General features: G+C 51.8%; 18 protein-coding genes and 2 pseudogenes. 10 read left to right on the forward strand and 10 right to left on the reverse strand.

The window, feature by feature from the left end:
- Nucleotides 1–130 precede the first annotated feature (130 nt).
- From bglF to AC6I8J_RS20075, 3 genes are all read left to right on the forward strand, one after another.
- A complete protein-coding gene (gene bglF, locus AC6I8J_RS20065) occupies nt 131–1,990 on the forward strand; it encodes a PTS beta-glucoside transporter subunit IIABC (protein WP_161736809.1) in 1,860 nt (619 codons plus the stop codon).
- A 12-nt stretch (nt 1,991–2,002) separates the two neighbouring features.
- A complete protein-coding gene (locus AC6I8J_RS20070; RefSeq protein WP_497825764.1) occupies nt 2,003–3,397 on the forward strand; it encodes a glycoside hydrolase family 1 protein in 1,395 nt (464 codons plus the stop codon).
- A 92-nt stretch (nt 3,398–3,489) separates the two neighbouring features.
- Entirely contained in the window at nt 3,490–4,236 is a 747-nt protein-coding gene (locus AC6I8J_RS20075; RefSeq protein WP_161736811.1) for a glucosamine-6-phosphate deaminase, read from the forward strand.
- 43 nt (nt 4,237–4,279) lie between these two features.
- On the opposite strand, the gene AC6I8J_RS20080 is transcribed toward AC6I8J_RS20075, so the two are convergent.
- Nucleotides 4,280–5,410, reverse strand: a complete 1,131-nt coding sequence (locus tag AC6I8J_RS20080; protein WP_285088655.1) for a Fic family protein — start codon at nt 5,408–5,410, stop codon at nt 4,280–4,282.
- Nucleotides 5,411–5,931: 521 nt separating this feature from the next.
- On the opposite strand from AC6I8J_RS20080, the gene AC6I8J_RS20085 reads away from it, so the two are divergent.
- Nucleotides 5,932–7,872 carry a methyl-accepting chemotaxis protein gene (locus tag AC6I8J_RS20085; protein WP_497825765.1) on the forward strand — a complete coding sequence of 647 codons (1,941 nt, stop codon included), beginning with the start codon at nt 5,932–5,934 and terminating at the stop codon, nt 7,870–7,872.
- 901 nt (nt 7,873–8,773) lie between these two features.
- Nucleotides 8,774–9,154: a hypothetical protein gene (locus tag AC6I8J_RS20090; protein ID WP_222925746.1), complete on the forward strand. Its 381-nt coding sequence runs from the start codon at nt 8,774–8,776 to the stop codon at nt 9,152–9,154.
- A gap of 166 nt (nt 9,155–9,320) precedes the next feature.
- Here the strand turns inward: AC6I8J_RS20090 and AC6I8J_RS20095 are convergent.
- Nucleotides 9,321–9,455 (reverse strand): annotated as a pseudogene (locus AC6I8J_RS20095) (ABC transporter); the annotation flags it as partial.
- On the opposite strand from AC6I8J_RS20095, the pseudogene AC6I8J_RS20100 reads away from it, so the two are divergent.
- A pseudogene (locus AC6I8J_RS20100) lies at nt 9,453–10,034 on the forward strand (ROK family protein); the annotation flags it as partial. The pseudogenes AC6I8J_RS20095 and AC6I8J_RS20100 sit on opposite strands and share 3 nt — an antisense overlap.
- A gap of 37 nt (nt 10,035–10,071) precedes the next feature.
- Here AC6I8J_RS20100 and AC6I8J_RS20105 read toward each other — a convergent pair.
- The 3 genes from AC6I8J_RS20105 to AC6I8J_RS20115 form a co-directional block, all read right to left on the reverse strand.
- The gene (locus AC6I8J_RS20105; RefSeq protein ID WP_161734684.1) at nt 10,072–11,346 is read right to left on the reverse strand and encodes a Glu/Leu/Phe/Val family dehydrogenase; all 1,275 of its coding nucleotides are present in this window, start codon (nt 11,344–11,346) and stop codon (nt 10,072–10,074) included.
- A gap of 464 nt (nt 11,347–11,810) precedes the next feature.
- A complete protein-coding gene (locus AC6I8J_RS20110) occupies nt 11,811–12,200 on the reverse strand; it encodes a DUF1090 domain-containing protein (protein WP_161734681.1) in 390 nt (129 codons plus the stop codon).
- Nucleotides 12,201–12,321: 121 nt separating this feature from the next.
- Nucleotides 12,322–13,092, reverse strand: a complete 771-nt coding sequence (locus AC6I8J_RS20115) for a MerR family transcriptional regulator (RefSeq protein WP_161734678.1) — start codon at nt 13,090–13,092, stop codon at nt 12,322–12,324.
- 360 nt (nt 13,093–13,452) lie between these two features.
- Between AC6I8J_RS20115 and AC6I8J_RS20120 the strand changes: the two genes are divergently transcribed.
- On the forward strand, nt 13,453–13,848 hold the full coding sequence (locus AC6I8J_RS20120) for a hypothetical protein (RefSeq protein ID WP_222925750.1): 396 nt from the start codon (nt 13,453–13,455) through the stop codon (nt 13,846–13,848).
- A 43-nt stretch (nt 13,849–13,891) separates the two neighbouring features.
- On the opposite strand, the gene AC6I8J_RS20125 is transcribed toward AC6I8J_RS20120, so the two are convergent.
- Together AC6I8J_RS20125 and AC6I8J_RS20130 are read right to left on the reverse strand one after the other, a co-directional pair.
- Nucleotides 13,892–14,365, reverse strand: coding sequence for a nuclear transport factor 2 family protein (locus AC6I8J_RS20125; protein WP_161734671.1), 474 nt, complete (start codon nt 14,363–14,365; stop codon nt 13,892–13,894).
- 55 nt (nt 14,366–14,420) lie between these two features.
- Nucleotides 14,421–14,855, reverse strand: a complete 435-nt coding sequence (locus AC6I8J_RS20130; protein WP_033735722.1) for a 6,7-dimethyl-8-ribityllumazine synthase — start codon at nt 14,853–14,855, stop codon at nt 14,421–14,423.
- A gap of 390 nt (nt 14,856–15,245) precedes the next feature.
- Between AC6I8J_RS20130 and AC6I8J_RS20135 the strand changes: the two genes are divergently transcribed.
- On the forward strand, nt 15,246–15,953 hold the full coding sequence (locus AC6I8J_RS20135; RefSeq protein WP_497825766.1) for a phage antirepressor KilAC domain-containing protein: 708 nt from the start codon (nt 15,246–15,248) through the stop codon (nt 15,951–15,953).
- A gap of 133 nt (nt 15,954–16,086) precedes the next feature.
- Here the strand turns inward: AC6I8J_RS20135 and AC6I8J_RS20140 are convergent, their stop codons facing one another.
- Nucleotides 16,087–16,884, reverse strand: a complete 798-nt coding sequence (locus AC6I8J_RS20140; protein ID WP_161734665.1) for a MetQ/NlpA family ABC transporter substrate-binding protein — start codon at nt 16,882–16,884, stop codon at nt 16,087–16,089.
- 273 nt (nt 16,885–17,157) lie between these two features.
- Here AC6I8J_RS20140 and AC6I8J_RS20145 point away from each other — a divergent pair, with 273 nt between their 5' ends.
- Together AC6I8J_RS20145 and AC6I8J_RS20150 are read left to right on the forward strand one after the other, a co-directional pair.
- Nucleotides 17,158–17,541, forward strand: coding sequence for a cupin domain-containing protein (locus AC6I8J_RS20145; protein WP_497825767.1), 384 nt, complete (start codon nt 17,158–17,160; stop codon nt 17,539–17,541).
- Nucleotides 17,542–17,707: 166 nt separating this feature from the next.
- The gene (locus AC6I8J_RS20150; RefSeq protein ID WP_161734659.1) at nt 17,708–18,289 is read left to right on the forward strand and encodes a DJ-1/PfpI family protein; all 582 of its coding nucleotides are present in this window, start codon (nt 17,708–17,710) and stop codon (nt 18,287–18,289) included.
- 62 nt (nt 18,290–18,351) lie between these two features.
- On the opposite strand, the gene AC6I8J_RS20155 is transcribed toward AC6I8J_RS20150, so the two are convergent.
- Together AC6I8J_RS20155 and AC6I8J_RS20160 are read right to left on the reverse strand one after the other, a co-directional pair.
- Entirely contained in the window at nt 18,352–19,038 is a 687-nt protein-coding gene (locus tag AC6I8J_RS20155; protein WP_497825848.1) for a molybdate ABC transporter substrate-binding protein, read from the reverse strand.
- The gene (locus AC6I8J_RS20160) at nt 19,038–20,087 is read right to left on the reverse strand and encodes an ABC transporter substrate-binding protein (protein ID WP_497825768.1); all 1,050 of its coding nucleotides are present in this window, start codon (nt 20,085–20,087) and stop codon (nt 19,038–19,040) included. Before AC6I8J_RS20160 ends, AC6I8J_RS20155 begins: the two co-directional genes overlap by 1 nt.
- Between the last annotated feature and the right edge of the window lie 234 nt (nt 20,088–20,321).

Here is a 20,321-nt window from a genome sequence, read left to right on the forward strand (position 1 = left end):
TCAAACAGGATTGTTACTGCTTAACGCAAGCAAAACCTGAGCGCGGCCTCTGAAAGGAGGACGTTCTCGGGTTTTTTTATTTTTGGCTCAGTCAACGGATGTCCATGGACATCGGTTTAAGGAAATCGAGATGGAATATCACACGCTGGCGCAGGATATCCTCGGCCATATCGGTGGCAGAGATAACATCGTAAGTCTGGTTCATTGTGCCACCCGGCTTCGCTTTAAACTGAAAGATAACCATAAAGCCGATGCGGAAGGACTGAAGAAAAATCCGGGGGTGATTATGGTCGTCGAAAGCGGCGGTCAGTTTCAGGTGGTGATTGGCAACCATGTTCATGATGTCTGGCAGGCTGTCCGTGCTGAAGCGGGACTTTTGGATGAGGCCCCTGCATCAGCCGAAGATAAGGCGTCAGGTAACCTTTTCAGTCGCCTGATCGATGTTGTGTCTGGCATTTTCACGCCGTTTATCGGGATACTTGCCGCCTCGGGTATTCTCAAAGGCTTGCTGGCTCTGGCCGTGGTCTGCGGCTGGCTTTCTGTTGAAGGTGGAACATATAAAATCTGGTTTGCGGCAAGTGATGCGCTGTTTTTCTTCTTTCCGCTAGTGCTGGGCTACACCGCCGGAAAAAAGTTTGGCGGGAATCCCTTTATTACCCTGGTGATTGGCGGGGCGCTCACTCATCCGACGATGATTGCCGCCTTCAATGCCAGCCAGCAATCCGGCGCCATGACGGAAGCGTTTCTCGGCATCCCTGTGACCTGGTTTAATTACAGCGCGTCGGTGATACCCATCATCCTCGCCGCATGGGTGAGTTGCTGGCTGGAAAAACAGAGTACCCGTCGGCTGCCCGCCTCCATGAAAAACTTCTTTGCGCCACTGATCTGTCTGAGCATCACTGTGCCGCTGACCTTTCTGGTGATCGGTCCACTGGCCACGGCCTTAAGTCAGATGCTGGCGAATGGCTACCAGTGGATTTATGCGCTGGCCCCCTGGCTGGCTGGCGCCGCCATGGGCGCGCTATGGCAGGTCTGTGTAATTTTTGGTTTGCACTGGGGACTGGTACCTCTGATGATTAACAATCTTGCGGTACTGGGGCATGACTCGATGCTGCCTATGCTGTTGCCTGCTGTCATGGGTCAGGTTGGCGCGGCGCTGGCCGTTTTTTTGCGCAGCCGGGATGCGCGGCAGAAGATGCTGGCGGGTTCATCCGTGACCGCTGGGATTTTTGGTATTACCGAACCGGCCGTCTATGGGGTTAATCTGCCCCTGCGTCGTCCCTTTATCTTTGGCTGTGTGGCGGGCGCTATCGGCGGTGCCATTGTCGGTTTCAGTAGCACACACGTTTATTCCTTTGGCTTTGCCAACATCTTCACTATCGCCCAGATGATCCCGCCTGGCGGTGTCGACGCCACGTTATGGGGTGGTATTGCCGGGACCACACTGGCGCTGATACTGGGCTGTAGCCTGACGCTGGTAGCGGGTATGCCTGCTACCAGTGTGCCAGTTACGGCAACCCCGGTGATAACTGGCGAAGATGACATTCTGTCACCGATGACCGGTACCGTAATCGCGCTTGATCAGGTGCCCGACCCGACCTTTGCCAGTGGCCTGCTGGGACAGGGCGCAGCCATCATTCCTTCCGACAACAAAGTCATTGCACCTTTCGCGGGTGAAGTTGCCTCTCTGTTTCAGACCCGGCACGCCATCGGCCTGTTGAGTGACAGTGGGATTGAGCTGCTAATCCATGTGGGTATCGATACCGTCAGGCTTGATGGCAAACCTTTTACGGCACATGTAAACGTGGGCGACACGGTTAAGCCCGGCGATCTGCTGCTGACGTTTGATCGTCAGGCCATTCTTGATGCCGGATATGACCTTGCAACACCGATCATTATCACTAACAGCGATGCGTATCATGAAGTTTTGACGGTGGCAGGGACAGCTGTCACCGCAGGAACGCCATTACTCAGCATCATTCATCAGTAAAAGGAGCACAGGATGAAAACTTTCCCGAATACATTTTTATGGGGTGGTGCGGTCGCCGCTAATCAGGTTGAAGGCGCCTGGCGTGAAGAGGGGAAAGGCCTTTCCACCTCTGACGTCCAGCCACAAGGGATTTTTGGCCCGGTAGTCGATCGCGTTGCGGGGAGTAAAAGCCTTAAAGATGTGGCGATTGATTTTTACCACCGCTATCCGGACGATATAAAACTGTTTGCAGAGATGGGATTTAGCTGTCTGCGGGTTTCAATTGCCTGGACGCGTATTTTCCCGAACGGTGACGAGCAACAACCTAATGAAGCAGGCCTGGCCTTTTATGACCGATTATTCGATGAGCTGGCAGCACATAACATTACGCCACTTGTGACACTGTCACATTACGAAATGCCCTGGAATCTGGTTCAGCAGTATGGCGGCTGGGGAAACCGCCGGGTGATTGGCTTTTTTGAGCATTACGCGCGTACGGTGTTTACCCGCTATCAGAAAAAAGTCAGGTTGTGGCTGACTTTCAATGAAATCAATATGTCTTTACATGCGCCGATGACTGGCGTAGGCCTGCCAGAAACCAGCAGCCTGGGCGAAATTTATCAGGCGATTCATCATCAACTGGTGGCCAGTGCTCTGGCGGTTAAAGCCTGTCACGAAAGTAACCCTGAAGCCAGTATCGGTAATATGCTGCTGGGTGGGCTGGTCTATCCGCTGAGCTGTAAGCCTGATGATGTGCTTGAAGCGCTGCAGGAGAACCGCAAATGGCAATTTTTTGGCGATGTACAGTGCCGGGGAGCTTATCCGGGCTATATGTTGCGCTTCTTCCGCGAAAACGATATCCAACTGGATATTACCGATGCCGATCGCCAGATACTCAAATCGACCGTCGATTTTATCTCTTTCAGCTATTACATGTCCGGCTGCGTCACCGCCGATGAGGCGCTGAATCAGCAGATGCGCGGTAACATTCTGAGCATGGTGCCTAATCCCCACCTGCAGAGCTCTGAATGGGGCTGGCAGATTGATCCGGTCGGGTTGCGTACCTTGCTGAATCTGTTGTGGGATCGTTATCAAAAGCCGCTGTTCATCGTTGAGAACGGACTGGGGGCCAAAGACATACCGGATGCCACCGGCGTCGTGCAGGATGACTACCGCATCAGCTACCTCCACGATCATCTGGTTCAGGTGCGGGAGGCCATTGAAGATGGCGTTGAGGTCATGGGGTATACCAGCTGGGGTCCAATCGATTTGGTCAGCGCATCCAAAGCCGAACTCTCTAAACGTTACGGCTTCATCTATGTTGACCGCGATGATAATGGCGAAGGCTCGCTGGCGCGTAGCCGCAAGAAAAGCTTCTACTGGTATCAGGAGGTTATAGCGACAAACGGAGCCTCACTTAAAGGGTGAGATGACTGCCTGTTAATACCCATCATTGTGGCTCACGACAGGTCGCGATGCCACATTGATTTTTGTCAGTAAAACGATTACGGGATGATGAAATGAAACTGATCGTGACGGACAATTATAATGAAATGAGCCAGATCGCAAGTCATCATATGCTGGGTTATATGACACAAAACCGACGTGTGAATCTGGCAATAACGGCAGGTCGTACGCCTGCTAAATTGTACGAATATCTTGTTTCAGCCATCGGCGGACGCTCCGGCTATTCACATGTTCATTACTATAACTTTGATGAAATTGCGTTCAAAGGTCAACATCGTGAGGGCGTTACGATATCCAGTCTGCGTCAGCTTTTTCTGTCACCAGCACAAATTAAAGAAACGAACATTCATAAACTCACCGATGACAATTTTCTGGATTTTGAGCGTCTGTTAAAGCAGGAGGGTGGATTAGATTTAGTGCTAATGGGACTGGGGTCAGATGGACATTTTTGCGGCAACATCCCTGGCCTGACCCGATTTCATCACCCGGTGGTTAAGCATCCCATAGAGGGTGATCTCGCTGAATTCATTGCCCGGACTGAAATGAAGGGTGATTTAAGCTCTGTGCCTGATCATTATGTAACTATGGGGCCGATGAGCGTTATGGCAGCAAAAAATCTGTTACTCATTGTCAGCGGCGAAAATAAAGCCTGGGCTTTGGCACAGGTTATTGAGGGAGCGGTGACGGAGCAGATTCCTGCATCCGTTCTGAAATTACATCCTTCTTTGTTAATTATCGCTGACAGGGCTTCTGCCTCTCAATTAAGTACTGAGTCGCTTGAGCGTTATGTTCAGGGTTAAACTAACCTGGTAGTTAACGTTACAGAACATCACGTGATTAACGCTATAGCTTTTTAGCATCTGTTACTACCTGATAGCGGGTGCTTCTGCCGCCACCCTCAAGCCGGTAAAGACAACCTTTCTCTACCAGGTCCGCCAGATGACGGGTCGCGGTCGCTTTACTCACTTTAGCCACCTTCTGATACTGACTGGCGCTGATCCCCCGTTCGAAACCCTGCTCGCCACCATCCAGCAGCCGGTTCAGCACTTTCACCTGTTCCGCGCTTAATCCCATCCCCTGGTGACGTAGCCAGAAACGCGCTTTCATCTGGGTACGATCGATGACGTGCATCGCCTGCTTCAGGCTCTCATCCAGGATATCAAGAAACCACACCAGCCAGTCTGTGATATCAAGGCCGCCTTTCTGCGTCTGCTCCAGGATGCGGTAATAACCGGCACGCTGCGCCAGGATAGCGGGTGACATGGCATAAAGGCGAATGCTCTGACTGTCGGCCTGCGCCAGTGCCAGATCGGTTAGCGCACGGGTGATACGGCCATTCCCATCGTCAAATGGATGCAGCGTAACAAACCAGAGATGACAGATGGCAGCGCGCAGCATCGGGTCCAGCATCACATCCTGCTGACTGCTGTTGAACCACTCAATAAACTGCGCGAGCTGCGGCTCCAGTCCGTGTCGCGGCGGCGCTTCAAAATGCACCGTGGGGCGATCAATGCGACCTGATATAACCTGCATTGGCTCACTGCCGCGCAGCGTGCCGACGCTCAGACGCTGCACCGTCCATTCATCGGCCGGGAAGAGCCAGTGATGCCACTGAAATAATCGGTCGAGCGTCAGTGGCTGACTGCGGTTGTTGATGGCATCCAGCATCATGGCGGCCAGCCCTTCTGAGCGATCAGAGACCGGATAAGGCTGTTCTTCTGTGACGCCTAACCGGCGTGCCAGCGATGAGCGTACTGACTGTACGTTTACCCGCTCCTCTTCAATCGCGGAAGAGGAAAGGATATTACTTAACAGAGTATCCAGCGTCTGCGAATCACTGTCTGACTGCAGGCTGGCACGGCCCAGCAGCAATCCGCGCTGCTGCTGCAGATGGCGCAGGCGCGGTAACAGCACGGCATCCTGCCATTGAAAATCGGGCCAGTCCGGCTGTTGCCAGATCCAGGTAACGCTCATATTCGGCTCACGCTAAGGGTGGATGAGCCGAATAAAGGAGGCTATTCGGCTCACAGAATGAGCCGATAATAGCGAGTATTTGGCTCACAGGTCAACCCGGCTGAATTGAGGGCAAAAAAAAGGACCCGAAGGTCCTGTTTGCTTAGCGGGAGAACTGCATAAAGGTGTCTGAATAGTAGTGAACGATCCAGGCGACATACGCCAGCCAGACAACCATCCCGATAGCTAATCCTGATTTACCGATCATTGTTCTATCTCCACTGCGATAAGGGGGCTACAGCAACTGTTGACATAAACTGACAGTAATGGTGGGCACCAGTATTGTTGCAGATCAAAAAAAGGCCGTTCATTAGCAGCGCCATAATCCCTTTGCGATCAACTTCCCGTAATCACGCTCTGTGAGACCCCCATCACGGCGGTGAAATGGCCATTAAAGTTCAAAAAAACGCCGCCGATAGATGATCTCAGGAGCACTATAACTACAAGGAGGTATTGAGCCAGGTAAATTTCAGGGGATCACTATGGCCAGTCAGTTAACACATAAGAAAAGAATGAGTACCCGTGCGCAGATGCTGATCATGGGTGGTTTGACAATTATGCTGGGATTTACCGTGACCATCGGCGTCCTCAGCTGGCAGTCGGGTAAAGAGCAGAAGGTGCTCGCAGAAAACTATCTGCAGCAGATTGCACAGAGCCGTGCGCTTCAGGTGCAGCAGGAGCTGGGGCATGCCCGTGATGTTGCCAGTCATCTCGGGCAAAGTCTGATCGCGTTGCCTCAGGCCGCTATTACCGACCGTAAAGTGGCCGATAAAGTCATGGAGTATGCGCTGCGCGCCAACCCTGATTATCTGTCGATGTCGGTGATATTCGAACAGAATGCGTTTGATGGCCGCGATGCGGAGTTCGCGTCACAGCCGGGCCAGGCGCCACAGGGACGCTATGCCTTTTTTGTGGTTCGTGACGCATCAGGTAAATACGCGATGCATCCGCTTCTCTCCTATCTGACACCGGGTCAGGGCGATTACTATCTGATCCCGCAAAAATCACAAAAAGATACGCTTACCGAACCTTATAGCTATGCCTACAACGGCGTGCCGACCTTGCTGACTTCCGTAGCTGCCGCGATTATCGATCAGGGGACCTTAAAAGCGATCGTCACCTCTGACATTTCACTGGCCTCACTGCAGCAGAAAGTGAATCAGATCAAACCCTGGCAGGGCAGCGGCTATGCGCTATTGCTCTCGAATGGCGGGAATGTGGTGTCCTCACCCGTGAAAGAGGAAGCCGGTAAGCCCTGGAAAGGCGAAAAAGATGGTTTTACGACGAAAGTCGTACAGCATTTTGATGACGTGCTGGGCGAAGACGCATTAGTCACCTGGCAGCCGGTGGTGATTGGTAACAGTGACAAACCCTGGTATCTCGGCGTTGTCGCACCGGTCAGTCAGGTGATGGCTGCTGCCAACCGGCAACTGATGTGGGCACTGCTGCTGATGGTGGTCAGTATTCTGCTGGTCGGCACCGTACTCGGCATGCTGTTCAGTCGTAAGGTGCTGCGGCCGATTGGCGGCGAGCCGATTGAAGCGGCAAATATTGCGCTGGCCGTCGCGGATGGCAAGCTGGATAACGCAATTGCAGTGAAAAACGGCGATCGCAGCAGCCTCTTCTTTGCGCTTCATACTATGCAAAGCCAGCTCCGGCAGATTGTCGGGCAGATTAAAGATTCCAGTGAATCAGTACGACAGGGCGCGGGCGAAATTGCCAGCGGCAACCTGAATCTGGCGTCACGCACCGAAGAACAGGCCGCCGCGCTGGAGCAGACCGCAGCCAGCATGGAGCAGATCAGCGCCACGATCCGCCTGAATGCCGACAATGCGCAGCAGGCGACCAGCCTGACTGAAAACGCGACGCACATTGCCAGTCGCGGTGCCTCGCTGGTAGGCGAAGTGGTGCAGACCATGGCGCAGATCGATGACAGCTCGAAAAAGATTGGCGACATTACCACGATGATCAATAGCATTGCCTTCCAGACCAATATTCTGGCGCTCAACGCGGCGGTAGAAGCAGCACGCGCCGGAGAGCAGGGGCGCGGTTTTGCGGTGGTCGCCTCAGAAGTGCGTAATCTGGCCCAGCGCAGTGCTAATGCGGTGAAAGAGATCGGCGCACTGATTGAAGAGTCGAGCGTACGGGTGGAGAGTGGCGTCCGGCTGGTGAACGATGCCGGTAAGACCATGCAGGAGATGATGCAGGCGGTAAATTCAGTGCAGGGAATTATCGGTGAGATCGTTACAGCGTCAAGCGAACAGGCACGTGGCATCAGTCAGGTAACGATAGCGGTTAATGAAATGGATGGTGTTACCCAGCAGAATGCCGCGCTGGTGCAGCAGATGTCGGCGGCTGCCAGTTCACTGGAAGATCAGGCGCAGCAACTGTCACAGACGGTGGAGCAGTTTCATCTGGCGTAAAGCGGGCTGATACTCCTGAAAAACCGTCGCTGCTGGATAAAGCGGCGGCGGTTCAAATAGCATACGTCCTTCGCAAAGAGATAAGAGCGCCATCCCTTTTCGCTAACACTGATAGGGTGATTAACTACCACCGGTGAAGCAGAGTACGCCCGTCTTCGTCCTTGTGGCCATTGCCACACTGAAACTTATTTAGCAGCACATGGTCCCAGCGTCACCTTTTATGCCAGCAAATCCAATTCATACTGCATATCTGAAACTAATCCTGTTTATTAATTCATCGGGGGATAAATCCCCAAACATAAAAAGCCAATTCTCGGGAAGCTTAATACTTCTGTATTTTCATTATTTAAGTTTGTCTGCACTTTATGGGTAATACAGCAAGTTGCGATAAAGCGTGCAGAGCTATACGTTTCAGCGGAACTTAAGCTGTCAAAGCGATAAGGTCTTGCTACATTGATGCTCTATGTCCCTTTTAATCGTCGTGACAAATGTCTGCCGAACTCATATCCGCTCGTGTTGACGCTGCGGGAATTGAGGTCAGACATGAGTTTGCTCTGGCATATTTACTGGCTGCGGCTGTTATATATAAAACGAATGCCGGGCATAGAAAATGAATACACGGTTCTTCAACGTATTGGCTAAATTTGTCTGTTTTGTGGACACAGAACTATTCTTTTGTGCCAGGAAAGTAAGGGAAATTGCCTGTTCTGAAGAGGTATAACAGGAAAGAAGACAACCTTATCTAATAAATGAAACGCAACTATGTTGAATACCAGGGACAGTGTAGTATTGAAATGACGAATTGACTGAGTTATTTTCAATATCACTGGCAAACCACCAGTCTTACTGGCGCGTGCAGTAGAAAGGGTTTTTTAACATTAATGACTAAAAAGGCAAGGCGATGAAGTTCAGATATATAGTCCTGATGGGAATGGTAACACTTAGTCTGGTCTTCGCACTATTACTTCCTGGTGTATTTTCACAGTTAAGAAATACGCCTGAAATTAATTATTATAAAGGTCATGCTGATCTGGCTTATAGTGTATATAGTGGTTGTAAAGATCATCCGGCCAACATTGATGACTGCTATGCGGCATACAGTGCGGCCGTTTATCTGGCAAGCTCAGGAGATTGCACTCCTGCAGGTAAAGAAGTAAAGCGTAGGTTTAAGATCCTTGTTGAAAACATTAGTGAGAAAAATGTTACTGAAGAAATAATATCTGATTGTCAGGTTAAAGATGAGGAGCATTTCTTTAAAAAAATGATGAAGAAGTTTAGCTGACGTTATTGGCGAAGAAATAGCGATAACATCCAGTGGCTCTGCCGTCCACTATTTAGATCGGCCACCGTTCAGGAAAAATTAATTCGGGCAATCCCGTTCCCCCCCTGAAAACGTCTTTAGCGACGACTGGTTGCTGTTGAAGTTGGGGAGAGTGTTAATCAATAATTTCGGCGACGGTCAGATGCGGATAAAGCGCATAGCTCTGAAACATCCTGACAATATCCCGGTCAGCGGGATTCAGGTCGTTGAACTGCTTTTTATCCAGCAGAATTGCCCCGCCAGAGACGCTATCCAGACCGGCGAACGTGTTCACGGTACGGCGCGCCATCTCAACCTCAACTCATTTATCTATCTCTACATCGGCACCGGTCTGGGTGCCGGCATCTTCACCGATGGCCACATCTATACCGGTCATGCTCATAATGCTGGAGAGATTGGTCACATTGTGGTGGAGCCGGGCGGGCGTGACTGCTACTGCGGTAATCAGGGTTGCCTGGAACGTTATGTCTCATTACAGGCCGCCTATGAATTCTGTGGTCTCGATCCGATGCGGGCGCTGCCTGAAGATCTGCTGCAGATTGAACCGGCGCGTTTCACCGCCTGGATTGAGAGCGTGATAACGCCCTTGCGCCAGGCAATCAATATTCTGGAGTCAGTGTTTGATGCAGAGGCGGTAATTATTGGCGGGATGATGCCTGCGCCGTTGCTGGATCAGATGGTCGCGCGCCTGCCGCCGCTTTATCAGTCGGTGCGTGGACGTTACCTGTTAGATATGCGGCTGAAGAGGGGCATGACCGGCAGCGATACCGCTGCGCTGGGGGCCGCCGCGTTGCCAATCTTTGATGAATTTAATCCGCAGTTTCAGGTGCTGATGAAGTAGAAAAAAGGCGCTATTGCAGACAACAGCGCCATAAGCATTAACCCGGGTAGATACCGCGATCTTTACGCGCCATCAGGATCCGTTCACACGCCACGATATACGCCGCAGTGCGCAGCGAGCAATCCTTCTCCTTTGACTTCTCCCAGATATGAACCATCGCTTCGGTCATAATCTTATCAGAGCGACGATTGATCTCATCTTCACTCCAGAAGAAGCTGGCCATGTCCTGAACCCATTCGAAGTAGCTGACGGTCACGCCGCCGGCATTACAGACCACATCCGGCACAACGATAATGCCGCGGGTTGCCAGCATGTCATCAGCATCCGGATAGGTCGGGCCGTTTGCGCCTTCCAGCACGATTTTGCAGCTCAGGATCTCCGCGCGCTCGCGGGTAATCTGACCTTCCAGCGCGGCTGGGATCAGGATATCCATCTCAGTGGTCCAGAACGCCTCTTTATCAATGCTCTGCGCACCAGGGAAACCGGCAATCTGCTTGTGGGTGATTTGCCATTCGCTCAGCGCGGCCATATCAATGCCATCTGAATTATAAATCGTTGCAGTGTGATCCTGAATCACCACCACGCGCGCGCCTGCTTCATCAAACAGACGTGCCGCTTCGCTGCCGACGTTACCGAAGCCCTGAACCGCCACACGGGCGCCTTCGATGTCAATACCTGAGCGACGAGCCACTTCACGGCCAGTAATAAACACCCCACGGCCGGTCGCTTTTTCGCGGCCCAGTGAGCCGCCCAGGTGAATCGGTTTGCCGGTCACCACGCCGGTAATCGTGGTGCCGTGGTTCATGGAGTAGGTATCCATCATCCACGCCATCACTTTGCTGTTAGTGCCGACGTCCGGTGCCGGAATATCTTTCTGCGGTCCAATAATGATGCCGATCTCGCTGGTATAACGACGGGTCAGCCGCTCAAGTTCACCATCGGAGAGTTTGAAAGGATCAACACGAATGCCGCCCTTGGCACCGCCATAGGGCAGGTTGACTGCCGCACATTTGATCGTCATCCATGCAGATAGCGCCATGACTTCATTAAGATCGACATCAGGATGATAGCGAATACCGCCTTTACCCGGGCCGCGTGAAAGGTTGTGCTGAACGCGATAGCCTTCAAAATGGCGAATCGAGCCATCATCCATCTGAAGAGGAATGTCGACAATCAGTGCGCGTTTTGGATGCCGCAAAGTATCTATCCAACGTGAAAGATCGCCAAGATAGGGCGCAACCCGGTCGATTTGCTGTAAGTAGGTGGACCAGGCAGATGTGCTGCTTTCAGACGCATAAGATAACTTATCCATAAAAAACCTTTCTTAATGAAGTTATTTATTGTGTGGAGCCGTGGATGGTGAGCGCATTGTATGGCGCGGACATAATCTAACACTTCTGAAACAAATAAGATGGGGTATCCGCCCTGGAAAAGTGCAGTCACGCCCCTTTTTGGGGCGTGTGTAGTGAATAGATTTTGAGAGATGCCCTTTAAAGACGAATAATAATGCGCTACAGGTGCGTACAGCCTGCATATAAGGGGGGGCTCGCTATCTTTCAATTCTTTGAGGACGTTCAAAAAGTTAAATAATTGATCTTAACTTCATTGACTTTGCTGCACCAATTAAGTGCATGAGAATAAGTAATCGAAGGATTATCTTAAGTAATGGGTTGAGCGGAAAATAAGCAGCTTAATCATCTGGTTAGAACAGACAGGAATGATAAGGCGAGGAAAATAAAATTGGCGGGCCAGCGCCGCAAGGCTGGCCCCGAAGCATTACTGCCGCAAAGCCTGTTCGGCTTCTTTCAGCTCTTCACGCGCTTCTGCCAGCTTATCTTCGCGCTTCTGAATCTTGCTGGCACTACGTCCTTCCGCTTTCGCTTCTGCCAGCTCCTCTTCACGCTCCTGCACCTTAAACTTTTTCTCTGCTACTTTTTCCTGGCGCTGCTTTAACAGGCTCTCTTCAGTGCAGTTCTGATCCACTTCACGCAGCGCTTTTTCAAGGCCGGCAACCTGATGGGTATTATTGTGCTGGCGGGCAAAGGAGAGCTGTGTCTCAATCTCCTGCTTTTTGGCAGCACAACCGGTCAGATTAGAAGCCGCATGCGCAGCGGTGAAAGCGAGTGGTGACAGGCACAGAGTCAGGGTCAGTAAAGTCTTTTTCATCGTAGTCTCGTCAATGAGTCAGGGTTGAGACTCCAGTATACGTAGTCACCTTAAGAGATTCTTAACGAAAAAAATTATTTACTGGCGCGGAAAAGCAGGGGAATAGTGAAGCTGCCTGCTATCAGGCAGCGCTGGAAGAGGAGGTTTGTGAAAAATGCAGATTACGATCAGGTCCACTGAGCATGATCGGAAAACCATCCTGACTCTGCTGGTCATAATAGTCCTGCATCACCTGACTGATCCCCGCACCACACCACATCACATGATGCTGATGAATGGCGGTTTTAATGGCAGGCTGTCCAGTGGCACGCGAGTCAACCGCGACATTAAAGCCCAACGCCGTCAGACGAATTGCCTCCAGCCAGATTTCCGTTTTATCCAGTACGCTTACCGCTTCCAGAAACAGAGGAACGGACGATTCACTGCGCGATGAGACACGCATCACTTTATCCGCCTGCTGCTTAACGGTTTTCTCAAAACGGTCAAGGCGTCGTGCCGCGCCCTGACGGTGGTCGGCATAGAGCCAGACGCTCAGCGGTCGCAGCAAATTAATGATTAAATCATCACCGCTATAGTTACTGGACATGTCGTGCATCTGACGTGAAAGCGACAACGGTGTGCCAAATTCAAGCTGCCAGAGCATGTCGCCCTTGCGCGCCGCCCAGCCGTAGGTCTTAACCGATGAGGCGTCCTGCTGACCCTGCCTGATCTCATTAAGTGTTGCACCGGTTGCCGTCAGGCCAACCAGAGTGTGGATTTCGCTGAGATGAGCATTGCTCCACTCGTCAGCATTCTGCTGTGATGTCAGTAATCCCTGCTTCATCCAGCGCTTCAGATTCGCAGGATGCGTGCCGGTTATCGCACAAACAGTATCAGTAGTATGAAATTGCATATCGTGCCCTCTGTTGAGGGAAAGGCCGCCGGAATTAACCGGGGATGAACAACCACTATGAACCTTATAATCGTTAATTAACAGCGTTAACGCCTGTTAAAAGCGCTAAATAGCACCAATCACGCTGCGCTTATTCGGGTTTTTGAACAGGTTAAATTCAGGGTGATCAGCAGGTTAAATGCGTGATGACTCATCATAAAAAGACTGTGTATTTATTCAGTAAATATTCTTTACGCAGATAGTCCGCAAAAGCAGCGCTGTTTTATCCATTTTAAGAGCATGCTGACTTCACACCCCCTTACATCCGGCCTGCAAACCGCTAAAATAGTTGGTTCTGATGATCAGGAGAAAGAGTGTCCAATGCGTTATCGTTTTACTCTCGCCGTTATGACGGTTGCTGCTGTACTGACCGGCTGTGCGAAACATGCCGCCAGCGAAGCACCAGATGAATTTGCTGCTGGTCCGACACAGATCGATGTCTCGCATATCAAGACCCGTGCGGATGATGGCTCCAGTGTATTCCTGACGGTAGATGGCAAAGACGCTGGCAGATTGCCGAATGGTGAAAGCAAACTGCTGCATGTGCCGGCGGGTAAGCATCAGGTCGGTGGGTATGTGCCGACGCTGTTTGGTATGGGCCGTGTCACTATTGCGCCAGTTGAAGTGACCACGTCACCTGAAGATGTCAAAAAAGTGGCCTATACGGTCACCCGCAATAAAGCGACCTTTGTCGAGAACAAGGGCGAGCAGGGCTGAGTTATTAACGGCGGAGAGCAGCGCTCTCCGCTGGAAACGGCTGTTATAAACCGAGCTCGCTTAGCGAAGGATGGTCATCCGGGCGACGCCCCTGTGGCCAGTGAAACAGCCGCTGTTCTTCGCTGATTTTCAGATCGTTAATGCTGGCAAAACGCTGCGTCATCAAACCCTGCTCATCAAACGCCCAGTTCTCGTTACCATAAGAGCGATACCACTGTAGCTGCTCGTCGTGCCATTCATAGGCAAAGCGCACCGCAATCCGGTTCTGGTCAAAACTCCACAGCTCTTTAATCAGCCGATACTGGTGCTCCCGCTGCCATTTTTGCTGCAGGAACGCGACAATCTCTGCCCGGCCGGTCAGAAAGGTATCGCGATTACGCCACCGGCTATCTGCGGAATAGGCCAGCGCCACACGTTCAGCATCGCGACTGTTCCAGCCATCTTCAGCGAGCCGTACTTTTTCCATTGCCTGTTCAGGCCGTGTAAATGGCGGTAAGGGCGGGCGTGAATTTTTCAACTTTCTCTCCTCAACGGCGCGGGCAGATGCGTTATCCGCATCCATGACAGGTTAATCAGAGGTCGAGCGCGTGGATCTGACAGACAGCGCGTGCCGCTTCCTGACCTTTTTTAACAAAGTGCTGGGTATAGAAATCGATGAACTCGGCCGATGGCTGGAAATTATGTGGTGTGAGTGACACGGAGAAGACGGGCACGTTAGTCGTCAGCTGCGCCTGCATCAGACCACTCACGACCGCCTGAGCGACGAAATCATGGCGATAGATGCCGCCATCCACCACCAGTGCCGCACAGACAATCGCATCGTAATTGCCGGTCTGTGCCAGACGTTGCGCCAGCAGCGGCATTTCAAAAGCGCCAGGAACATCCCATGTTTTAATCTCGTATGAGGCTCCGCGACTTTCCAGTTCCTGTTCAAACCCGGTCAGAACCTGAGAAACAATTTCGCTGTGCCAGTTAGCTTTGATAAAGGCGACTTTCAACGGCTGCATGACTTACTCCAGTAATAGATAACATTCAGTGGTAACGGGCCAGACTGAGCCTCAGCACACCGAATCAAAATAGTGAGCATCGCAGGTCAGTAACCTGCTGAGAGCCTTCACTATACTGCAATGTAAAGAGTCTGTGTCCATCATTGTGATTATATGTAAATAACAGATGACATCATTAGCCTTACTGGCCGCATGAAAAAAAGTACGCCTGCCATCGATAGCTCGCCCTGAACACGTCTCCCAGACCGGAAAACGCTTTCTGCTCCCATGTTTGCGTAACCGGTTCCATTTACGTTATTGCTTAAATAAAATACTGGATATTTGAACAGGTGTTTGTATAATAAATGGACTGCCCGCCGGGTATTGGTAGCGTTAGCGAGGGGTGAACCCATGATGATTTCGACTGAAAGCCTCAAATCTCTGGAACAATCGGTCACAATGAGCAGCCGTGAACTGGCTCAGATGACCGGCATTACACACGGAGAAGTGAAGCGGTTAATCAAAAGTCTGGAAACGGCTCAGCGTCTTTCTCAGCCACTCAAAGTAAATGACTATGAGCGGGATGGAGAAGTGCGCCAGGAGTATCGTCTCAGCAAGCGTGACTCTCTGCTGGCTGTAGCACGTCTTTCCCCGGGCTTTACGGCTGAAGTGCTGGACCGCTGGCAGGATCGTGAAAAAACCACGCATCTGCCTGACTTCACTAACCCGGCTGAAGCGGCTCGCGCATGGGCTGAGCAGTTTGAACAGCGTCAGGCGGCAGAGCAGCAGCTGGCCCTTTCGGCTCCCAAGGCGGCGTTCTTTGATAGCTTCGTGGAAGTTGACGACTCGCTGGGCTTTCGTCAGCTCTGCAAGATGCTGAAAGTGAAAGAACCAGAATTCCGCCAGTTCCTGCTGGAGCGCAACATCATGTACCGCGCCAAAGGAACCCTGACGCCGCAACACTACCATATGCAGGCGGGCTACTTTACGCTGCATACCGGCACCGGTGAAAACCAGCACGCTTTTTCTCAGGCGCGCTTCACCTCAAAAGGGGTGAAATGGGTGGCGAGTCTGTGGGCAGGGCATCTCTCTGTTCAGCCTAAAGGTGCAGCTGCGTAACTTCACCTCTGGCTTTCCTGACGGTCGCCTGTACGCAACCGTGCCGACAGACGTGCAGATTAAAGGGCAGATATAAAAAAGGCCGCATCAGAGTGCGGCCTTTTTTGATCGTTCAGGGTCGATTAAGGGCGATTTACCAGCCTTTAATAGCATCACCTTTATAGACTTCTTCCGCTTTCGCCGCGACTTCCGGTGACTGCAGCGCAGACTTCAGCTTCTGAATTTTGTCGCTGTCTTTATTATCTTCACGTGATACCAGTGCATTGACGTAAGGCGACGAAGCACTTTCCATAAATAAACCATCGCGGTGCGCTGATAATCCAGCCTGAGCCGAGAAGTTGGTATTGATGATGGATAAAGAGACGTTCGGATCATCTAACGTGCGGGTCAGCTGTGGCGTGTCCACTTCAACCAGCTTCAGATTTTTTGGATTTTCGATGATATCCAGCGAGGTCGGTAAATAACCCACACCGTCTTTCAGTTTAATCAGACCCTGCGCCTGAAGTAACAGCAGGCTGCGTCCCAGTGTCGTCGCCTCGTTAGAGATCGTCACAGTAGCGCCATTCGGCAGTTCACTGATGTTTTTGATTTTGTGTGAATAGGCCGCAATCGGGAACACGAAAGTCTTACCTACCACCGCAAATTTATAGCCGCGCTCTTTCGACTGGTCTTCAAGATAAGGGAGGCTCTGGAAGGCGTTGGCATCAACCTCTTTGTTATTCAGTGCTTCGTTTGGCAGCACATAATCATTGAAGTTAAGGACTTCGACATCAAGCTTGTATTTATCTTTGGCAACCTGCTGTACGACCTGCCAGATTGCTTCATCCGGCCCGGTATTAATCGCGACTTTAACTTTGTTATCGTCGTCTTTAGAGCAGGCGGATAATAATAAAACAGAACTGGCGAGTAATGCCGTAAACAAACCTTTCATTATCAGAAATCCCTCAGATAGTAGATGGCTTCAAAGATAATACAGAACGCACAGGTTGCGTACTGACGGCGGAATATATCTTATAACCGCAAAGCAAATTTCGAACATTAATTAACCACCCACTCTGCTGGCCCAATCATTCCCGCTATTTTTTTGCACTGGCTGACTGATCGTTTACTGGTTCATCACGTATGAAACCCCCAGCGCCATTTTCTTCTACGCTTACTGCTCAGTCACTACTGGCATTCTATTAATTAACAACAGGGATTAACCATGTCAAAGCAGGATAACAAGATTAACGCAGTCGAAGTGATGCGCAGCGGCCAGGCCTGGAACGGTGAGGTGATTAATGCTTATCCCACCGGCGAACCTGAACTGACAGTGATGCGACTGTCACTGCCTGCCCATACGTCATTGCCCTGGCACACCCACCCGATGCCGAATGCGGCGTTTATTCTTTCCGGCACCCTGATTGTTGAGGATAAAGCGAGCGGCGAACAGCGTACGTTCACAGCAGGTGAAGCTCTGAATGAAACGGTTAACAGCGCGCATCGTGGTTACACTCTGGATGAACCCGCTGAACTGGTGATCACGTATGCCGGTGTGAAAGGACAGGAACTGACCGAGCCGCTGCCGGGAGAACCTGAAGAGTTTTAGGTGGCGGCTTTTGACATAACTCATGACGGCCGTGTTTCCGCTGCCGCTTTTTAGCCCTGAACTAAACCCCGCCCGGATTTGATTCGGATCAGTAAACGGTGTGCCTGCACAGACCAGGATGAACATTCTTTGCTCCATCCACACCCACAATGTAAAAGGATTTTTCATGGATAAGAACGTTGCTCTGCTGCTCGCGCCCGGTTTTGAAGAAGCTGAAGCCATTATCACGCTCGATATTCTTTCACGGCTTGGCGTTCGCGTGACCACTGTGGCCTGTCAGCCTTACCGGGAAGTGACCAGCTACCATCAGGTGAAGGTCGTGGCTGATGAGCTGCTGGAGGAGAATTGCGAGCGGCTGTTTGATGCGGTGATTGTGCCAGGCGGCCCGGACGGCAGCAAAAATCTGTCAGCGAATGCTGCGGTGATCGATTTTATTCGCCGGCATGATGAAGCGGGTCGTCTGGTCTGCCCAATCTGTTCCGCAGCGGCCAGAGTGCTGGCACCTCACGCGCTTTTAAAGGGACGGCGTTATGTCAGTTCCGGCACCTCTTCAGAGGGTGTGACCGATGGCGTTTATGTTAATGCATCGGTTGTGAAAGATGGCAATCTGCTGAGCGGACAGGATCTGGGCGCGGCGTTTGATTTCGCCTTCGCCATCGCTTTTACTCTGACAGGTGAGGGCGACAAAGCCACCGAACAGGCGGAACACATCAGTCATAAGCTTAAGGTGGATTTCGCTAAGCTGTGATTCGATTTTTCGCCCCCGAAGCGTCAGGCTGACGGGGCGCAAAATCATAGCAAGAACGCTTTTTATTCACAACCAAATCCCGCATCCCGTAATACCCCTTTTGCCTGCTCTGAACCTAAGAACGTCGCCAGCCTTTGCGCCTCTGGCGTGATGACCGCACAGGCATAGCGTGCAACAGGATTAACAGCCGCCGGAATATCCACAACCGTCAACCCCGCAGCCCGACTCAGGGCTGTCCGATAGCTGGCATAGCCGATAAACAGATCCGCCATATCCGCCTGAATAATCCACTCTGCTGCCAGCCTGCCTGTGGGAATTACTGGTGAGTCACGCCCGCCAGCAAGTGGGAGGGCGCGCTGGCGCACCGCTTCACCGGCATTACCCATCCGGGAAAAAAGAACCTGCGTATAGTCACCCGACGGGTCGGTACCAGGTGTGGACGTGGCGATTCGCAGCGAGTCACGGGTGAGCAATGTAAACCAGTCGTCTCCAGGCAGAAGACAATCGCTGCGCACCGTAATGCAGAGCCGGTTGCTGGTAAACGGCATGACTGCCAGCGCGCGTCCGGCAGCCAGCAGCGTCTGCGGATGATCCTCACTGGCTGAAGCAAAGAGGTCGCACGACTCACCGGCCTCAATCCTTTCGCGGAGCAGGCCGGCGGGCCCAAAATGGGTTTCAACCGGCGCCGGAAAGTACGCCATTAGTGCTGGCCAGACGCCTTTCAGGCTGCCCGCCGCCAGTATCTGCATCACTCTGGCCCCTGATAAGTGGTGCGATAAAAATGCTGATACCAGCGGTTAGCCAGCGTGCTCATGTCGACATCCTGAAACTTCTGCGGATAGAGTTTTTTTGCCATCCACAGCTCGCCAATCCCCATCGCTTCCGGCATCGGATAGCCCCAGGCTTTTGCGTAGTCAGGCATCAGATAAACGCGATGATTTTTTACTGCATCAATGGCCTGCCATTGCGGCGAACTGTTGATCTCATTGATGACAGAAGGATAGCGATCCTGGACAAAAATCACCTGCGGATCCCAGGCGATCACCTGCTCCATCGACACAGTTTTAAATCCTTTCACGGTCGCCGCAGCAACGTTAACCGCTCCCGCATGCTGCATCATCAGACCGGTATATTTCCCGGAACCATAAGTAGTCAGTTCCGGATTTGCCATATAGGCGCGAATACGTTTTTCCGCCGGAATATCTTTCAGCCGGTCGCTGACGATTTTGCGCCCCTGATCGGTAGCCTCAATCAGCGCTTTCGCTTCAGCGGGTTTATTGAAGATCTCGCCAATCAGCGTAATGCCGTCGCGCAGACCTTTGTCATAGGCCATTTCCTCATCAGTGAGGGTCGGATTCATTTTGTCCTGTTCACCCGGCAGGCCATGACGCAGCGAGATAGCCACGACAGGGATCCCCAGCGCGGTAATACTGTCGATCATCTCATGCGGGGCATAGTTGGTGACAAACACCACCTGCGGATGCAGCGCCACCAGCTTCTCCGGATCAACGTGCGTCAGATCGCCAAGCGTAGCCATAGGGTTCAGCTCAGGGGCCAGTCGGGCATAGCCGTCGCCGAGTTGCTGCTTCCAGTTCGCCATCACCCCGACGATTTTATCGGTGGCGTTCATCTGCACCAGCAGGTTCAGCGTCTGATGCTGAAGCACAACAACGCGGTCAACGTGGTCAGGAATCGTAACCTGGCGGCCAATCTGGTCGGTGATCTGGCGTGAGGCGTGGGAAGAGAGCGGAAGAAATATCAGTAAACCGAGTGTGCATACCTGCCAGAAGCGCTTCATTAACTATCCTCGAAAATCGTTATGCATTGGATTATATAGCGATAAGTGATGCGCGTCACGGTCTGGGGCATTATTTTGGGAAAGCAGGACGAGGATAAACCAAATTGTTACAGATAAGACTCACGTCAGCTCGACATTTTCTACTCCACGGTCAATAAAATCCTGAGCGAATCATGATGATTTGCCGCTTTCCCTGTCTGTCATCAACGTTTGTATAATTAAAAATGCGTTAAT

The organism is Pantoea sp. X-Soil-ISGK-355, assembly GCF_059730805.1.

What these genes read in the sequence shown, in the direction of transcription:
- AC6I8J_RS20140 (WP_161734665.1), bottom strand. Translation starts at nt 16,884, where the DNA reads ATGAAAGGTTTGTTTACGGCATTACTCGCCAGTTCTGTTTTATTATTA.
- AC6I8J_RS20155 (WP_497825848.1), bottom strand. Translation starts at nt 19,038, where the DNA reads ATGCAGATACTGGCGGCGGGCAGCCTGAAAGGCGTCTGGCCAGCACTA.
- AC6I8J_RS20160 (WP_497825768.1), bottom strand. Translation starts at nt 20,087, where the DNA reads ATGAAGCGCTTCTGGCAGGTATGCACACTCGGTTTACTGATATTTCTT.
- AC6I8J_RS20105 (WP_161734684.1), bottom strand. Translation starts at nt 11,346, where the DNA reads ATGGATAAGTTATCTTATGCGTCTGAAAGCAGCACATCTGCCTGGTCC.
- AC6I8J_RS20135 (WP_497825766.1), top strand. Translation starts at nt 15,246, where the DNA reads ATGATGATTTCGACTGAAAGCCTCAAATCTCTGGAACAATCGGTCACA.
- AC6I8J_RS20090 (WP_222925746.1), top strand. Translation starts at nt 8,774, where the DNA reads ATGAAGTTCAGATATATAGTCCTGATGGGAATGGTAACACTTAGTCTG.
- AC6I8J_RS20130 (WP_033735722.1), bottom strand. Translation starts at nt 14,855, where the DNA reads ATGCAGCCGTTGAAAGTCGCCTTTATCAAAGCTAACTGGCACAGCGAA.
- AC6I8J_RS20110 (WP_161734681.1), bottom strand. Translation starts at nt 12,200, where the DNA reads ATGAAAAAGACTTTACTGACCCTGACTCTGTGCCTGTCACCACTCGCT.
- bglF (WP_161736809.1), top strand. Translation starts at nt 131, where the DNA reads ATGGAATATCACACGCTGGCGCAGGATATCCTCGGCCATATCGGTGGC.
- AC6I8J_RS20070 (WP_497825764.1), top strand. Translation starts at nt 2,003, where the DNA reads ATGAAAACTTTCCCGAATACATTTTTATGGGGTGGTGCGGTCGCCGCT.
- AC6I8J_RS20145 (WP_497825767.1), top strand. Translation starts at nt 17,158, where the DNA reads ATGTCAAAGCAGGATAACAAGATTAACGCAGTCGAAGTGATGCGCAGC.
- AC6I8J_RS20115 (WP_161734678.1), bottom strand. Translation starts at nt 13,092, where the DNA reads ATGCAATTTCATACTACTGATACTGTTTGTGCGATAACCGGCACGCAT.
- AC6I8J_RS20150 (WP_161734659.1), top strand. Translation starts at nt 17,708, where the DNA reads ATGGATAAGAACGTTGCTCTGCTGCTCGCGCCCGGTTTTGAAGAAGCT.
- AC6I8J_RS20075 (WP_161736811.1), top strand. Translation starts at nt 3,490, where the DNA reads ATGAAACTGATCGTGACGGACAATTATAATGAAATGAGCCAGATCGCA.
- AC6I8J_RS20080 (WP_285088655.1), bottom strand. Translation starts at nt 5,410, where the DNA reads ATGAGCGTTACCTGGATCTGGCAACAGCCGGACTGGCCCGATTTTCAA.
- AC6I8J_RS20085 (WP_497825765.1), top strand. Translation starts at nt 5,932, where the DNA reads ATGGCCAGTCAGTTAACACATAAGAAAAGAATGAGTACCCGTGCGCAG.
- AC6I8J_RS20120 (WP_222925750.1), top strand. Translation starts at nt 13,453, where the DNA reads ATGCGTTATCGTTTTACTCTCGCCGTTATGACGGTTGCTGCTGTACTG.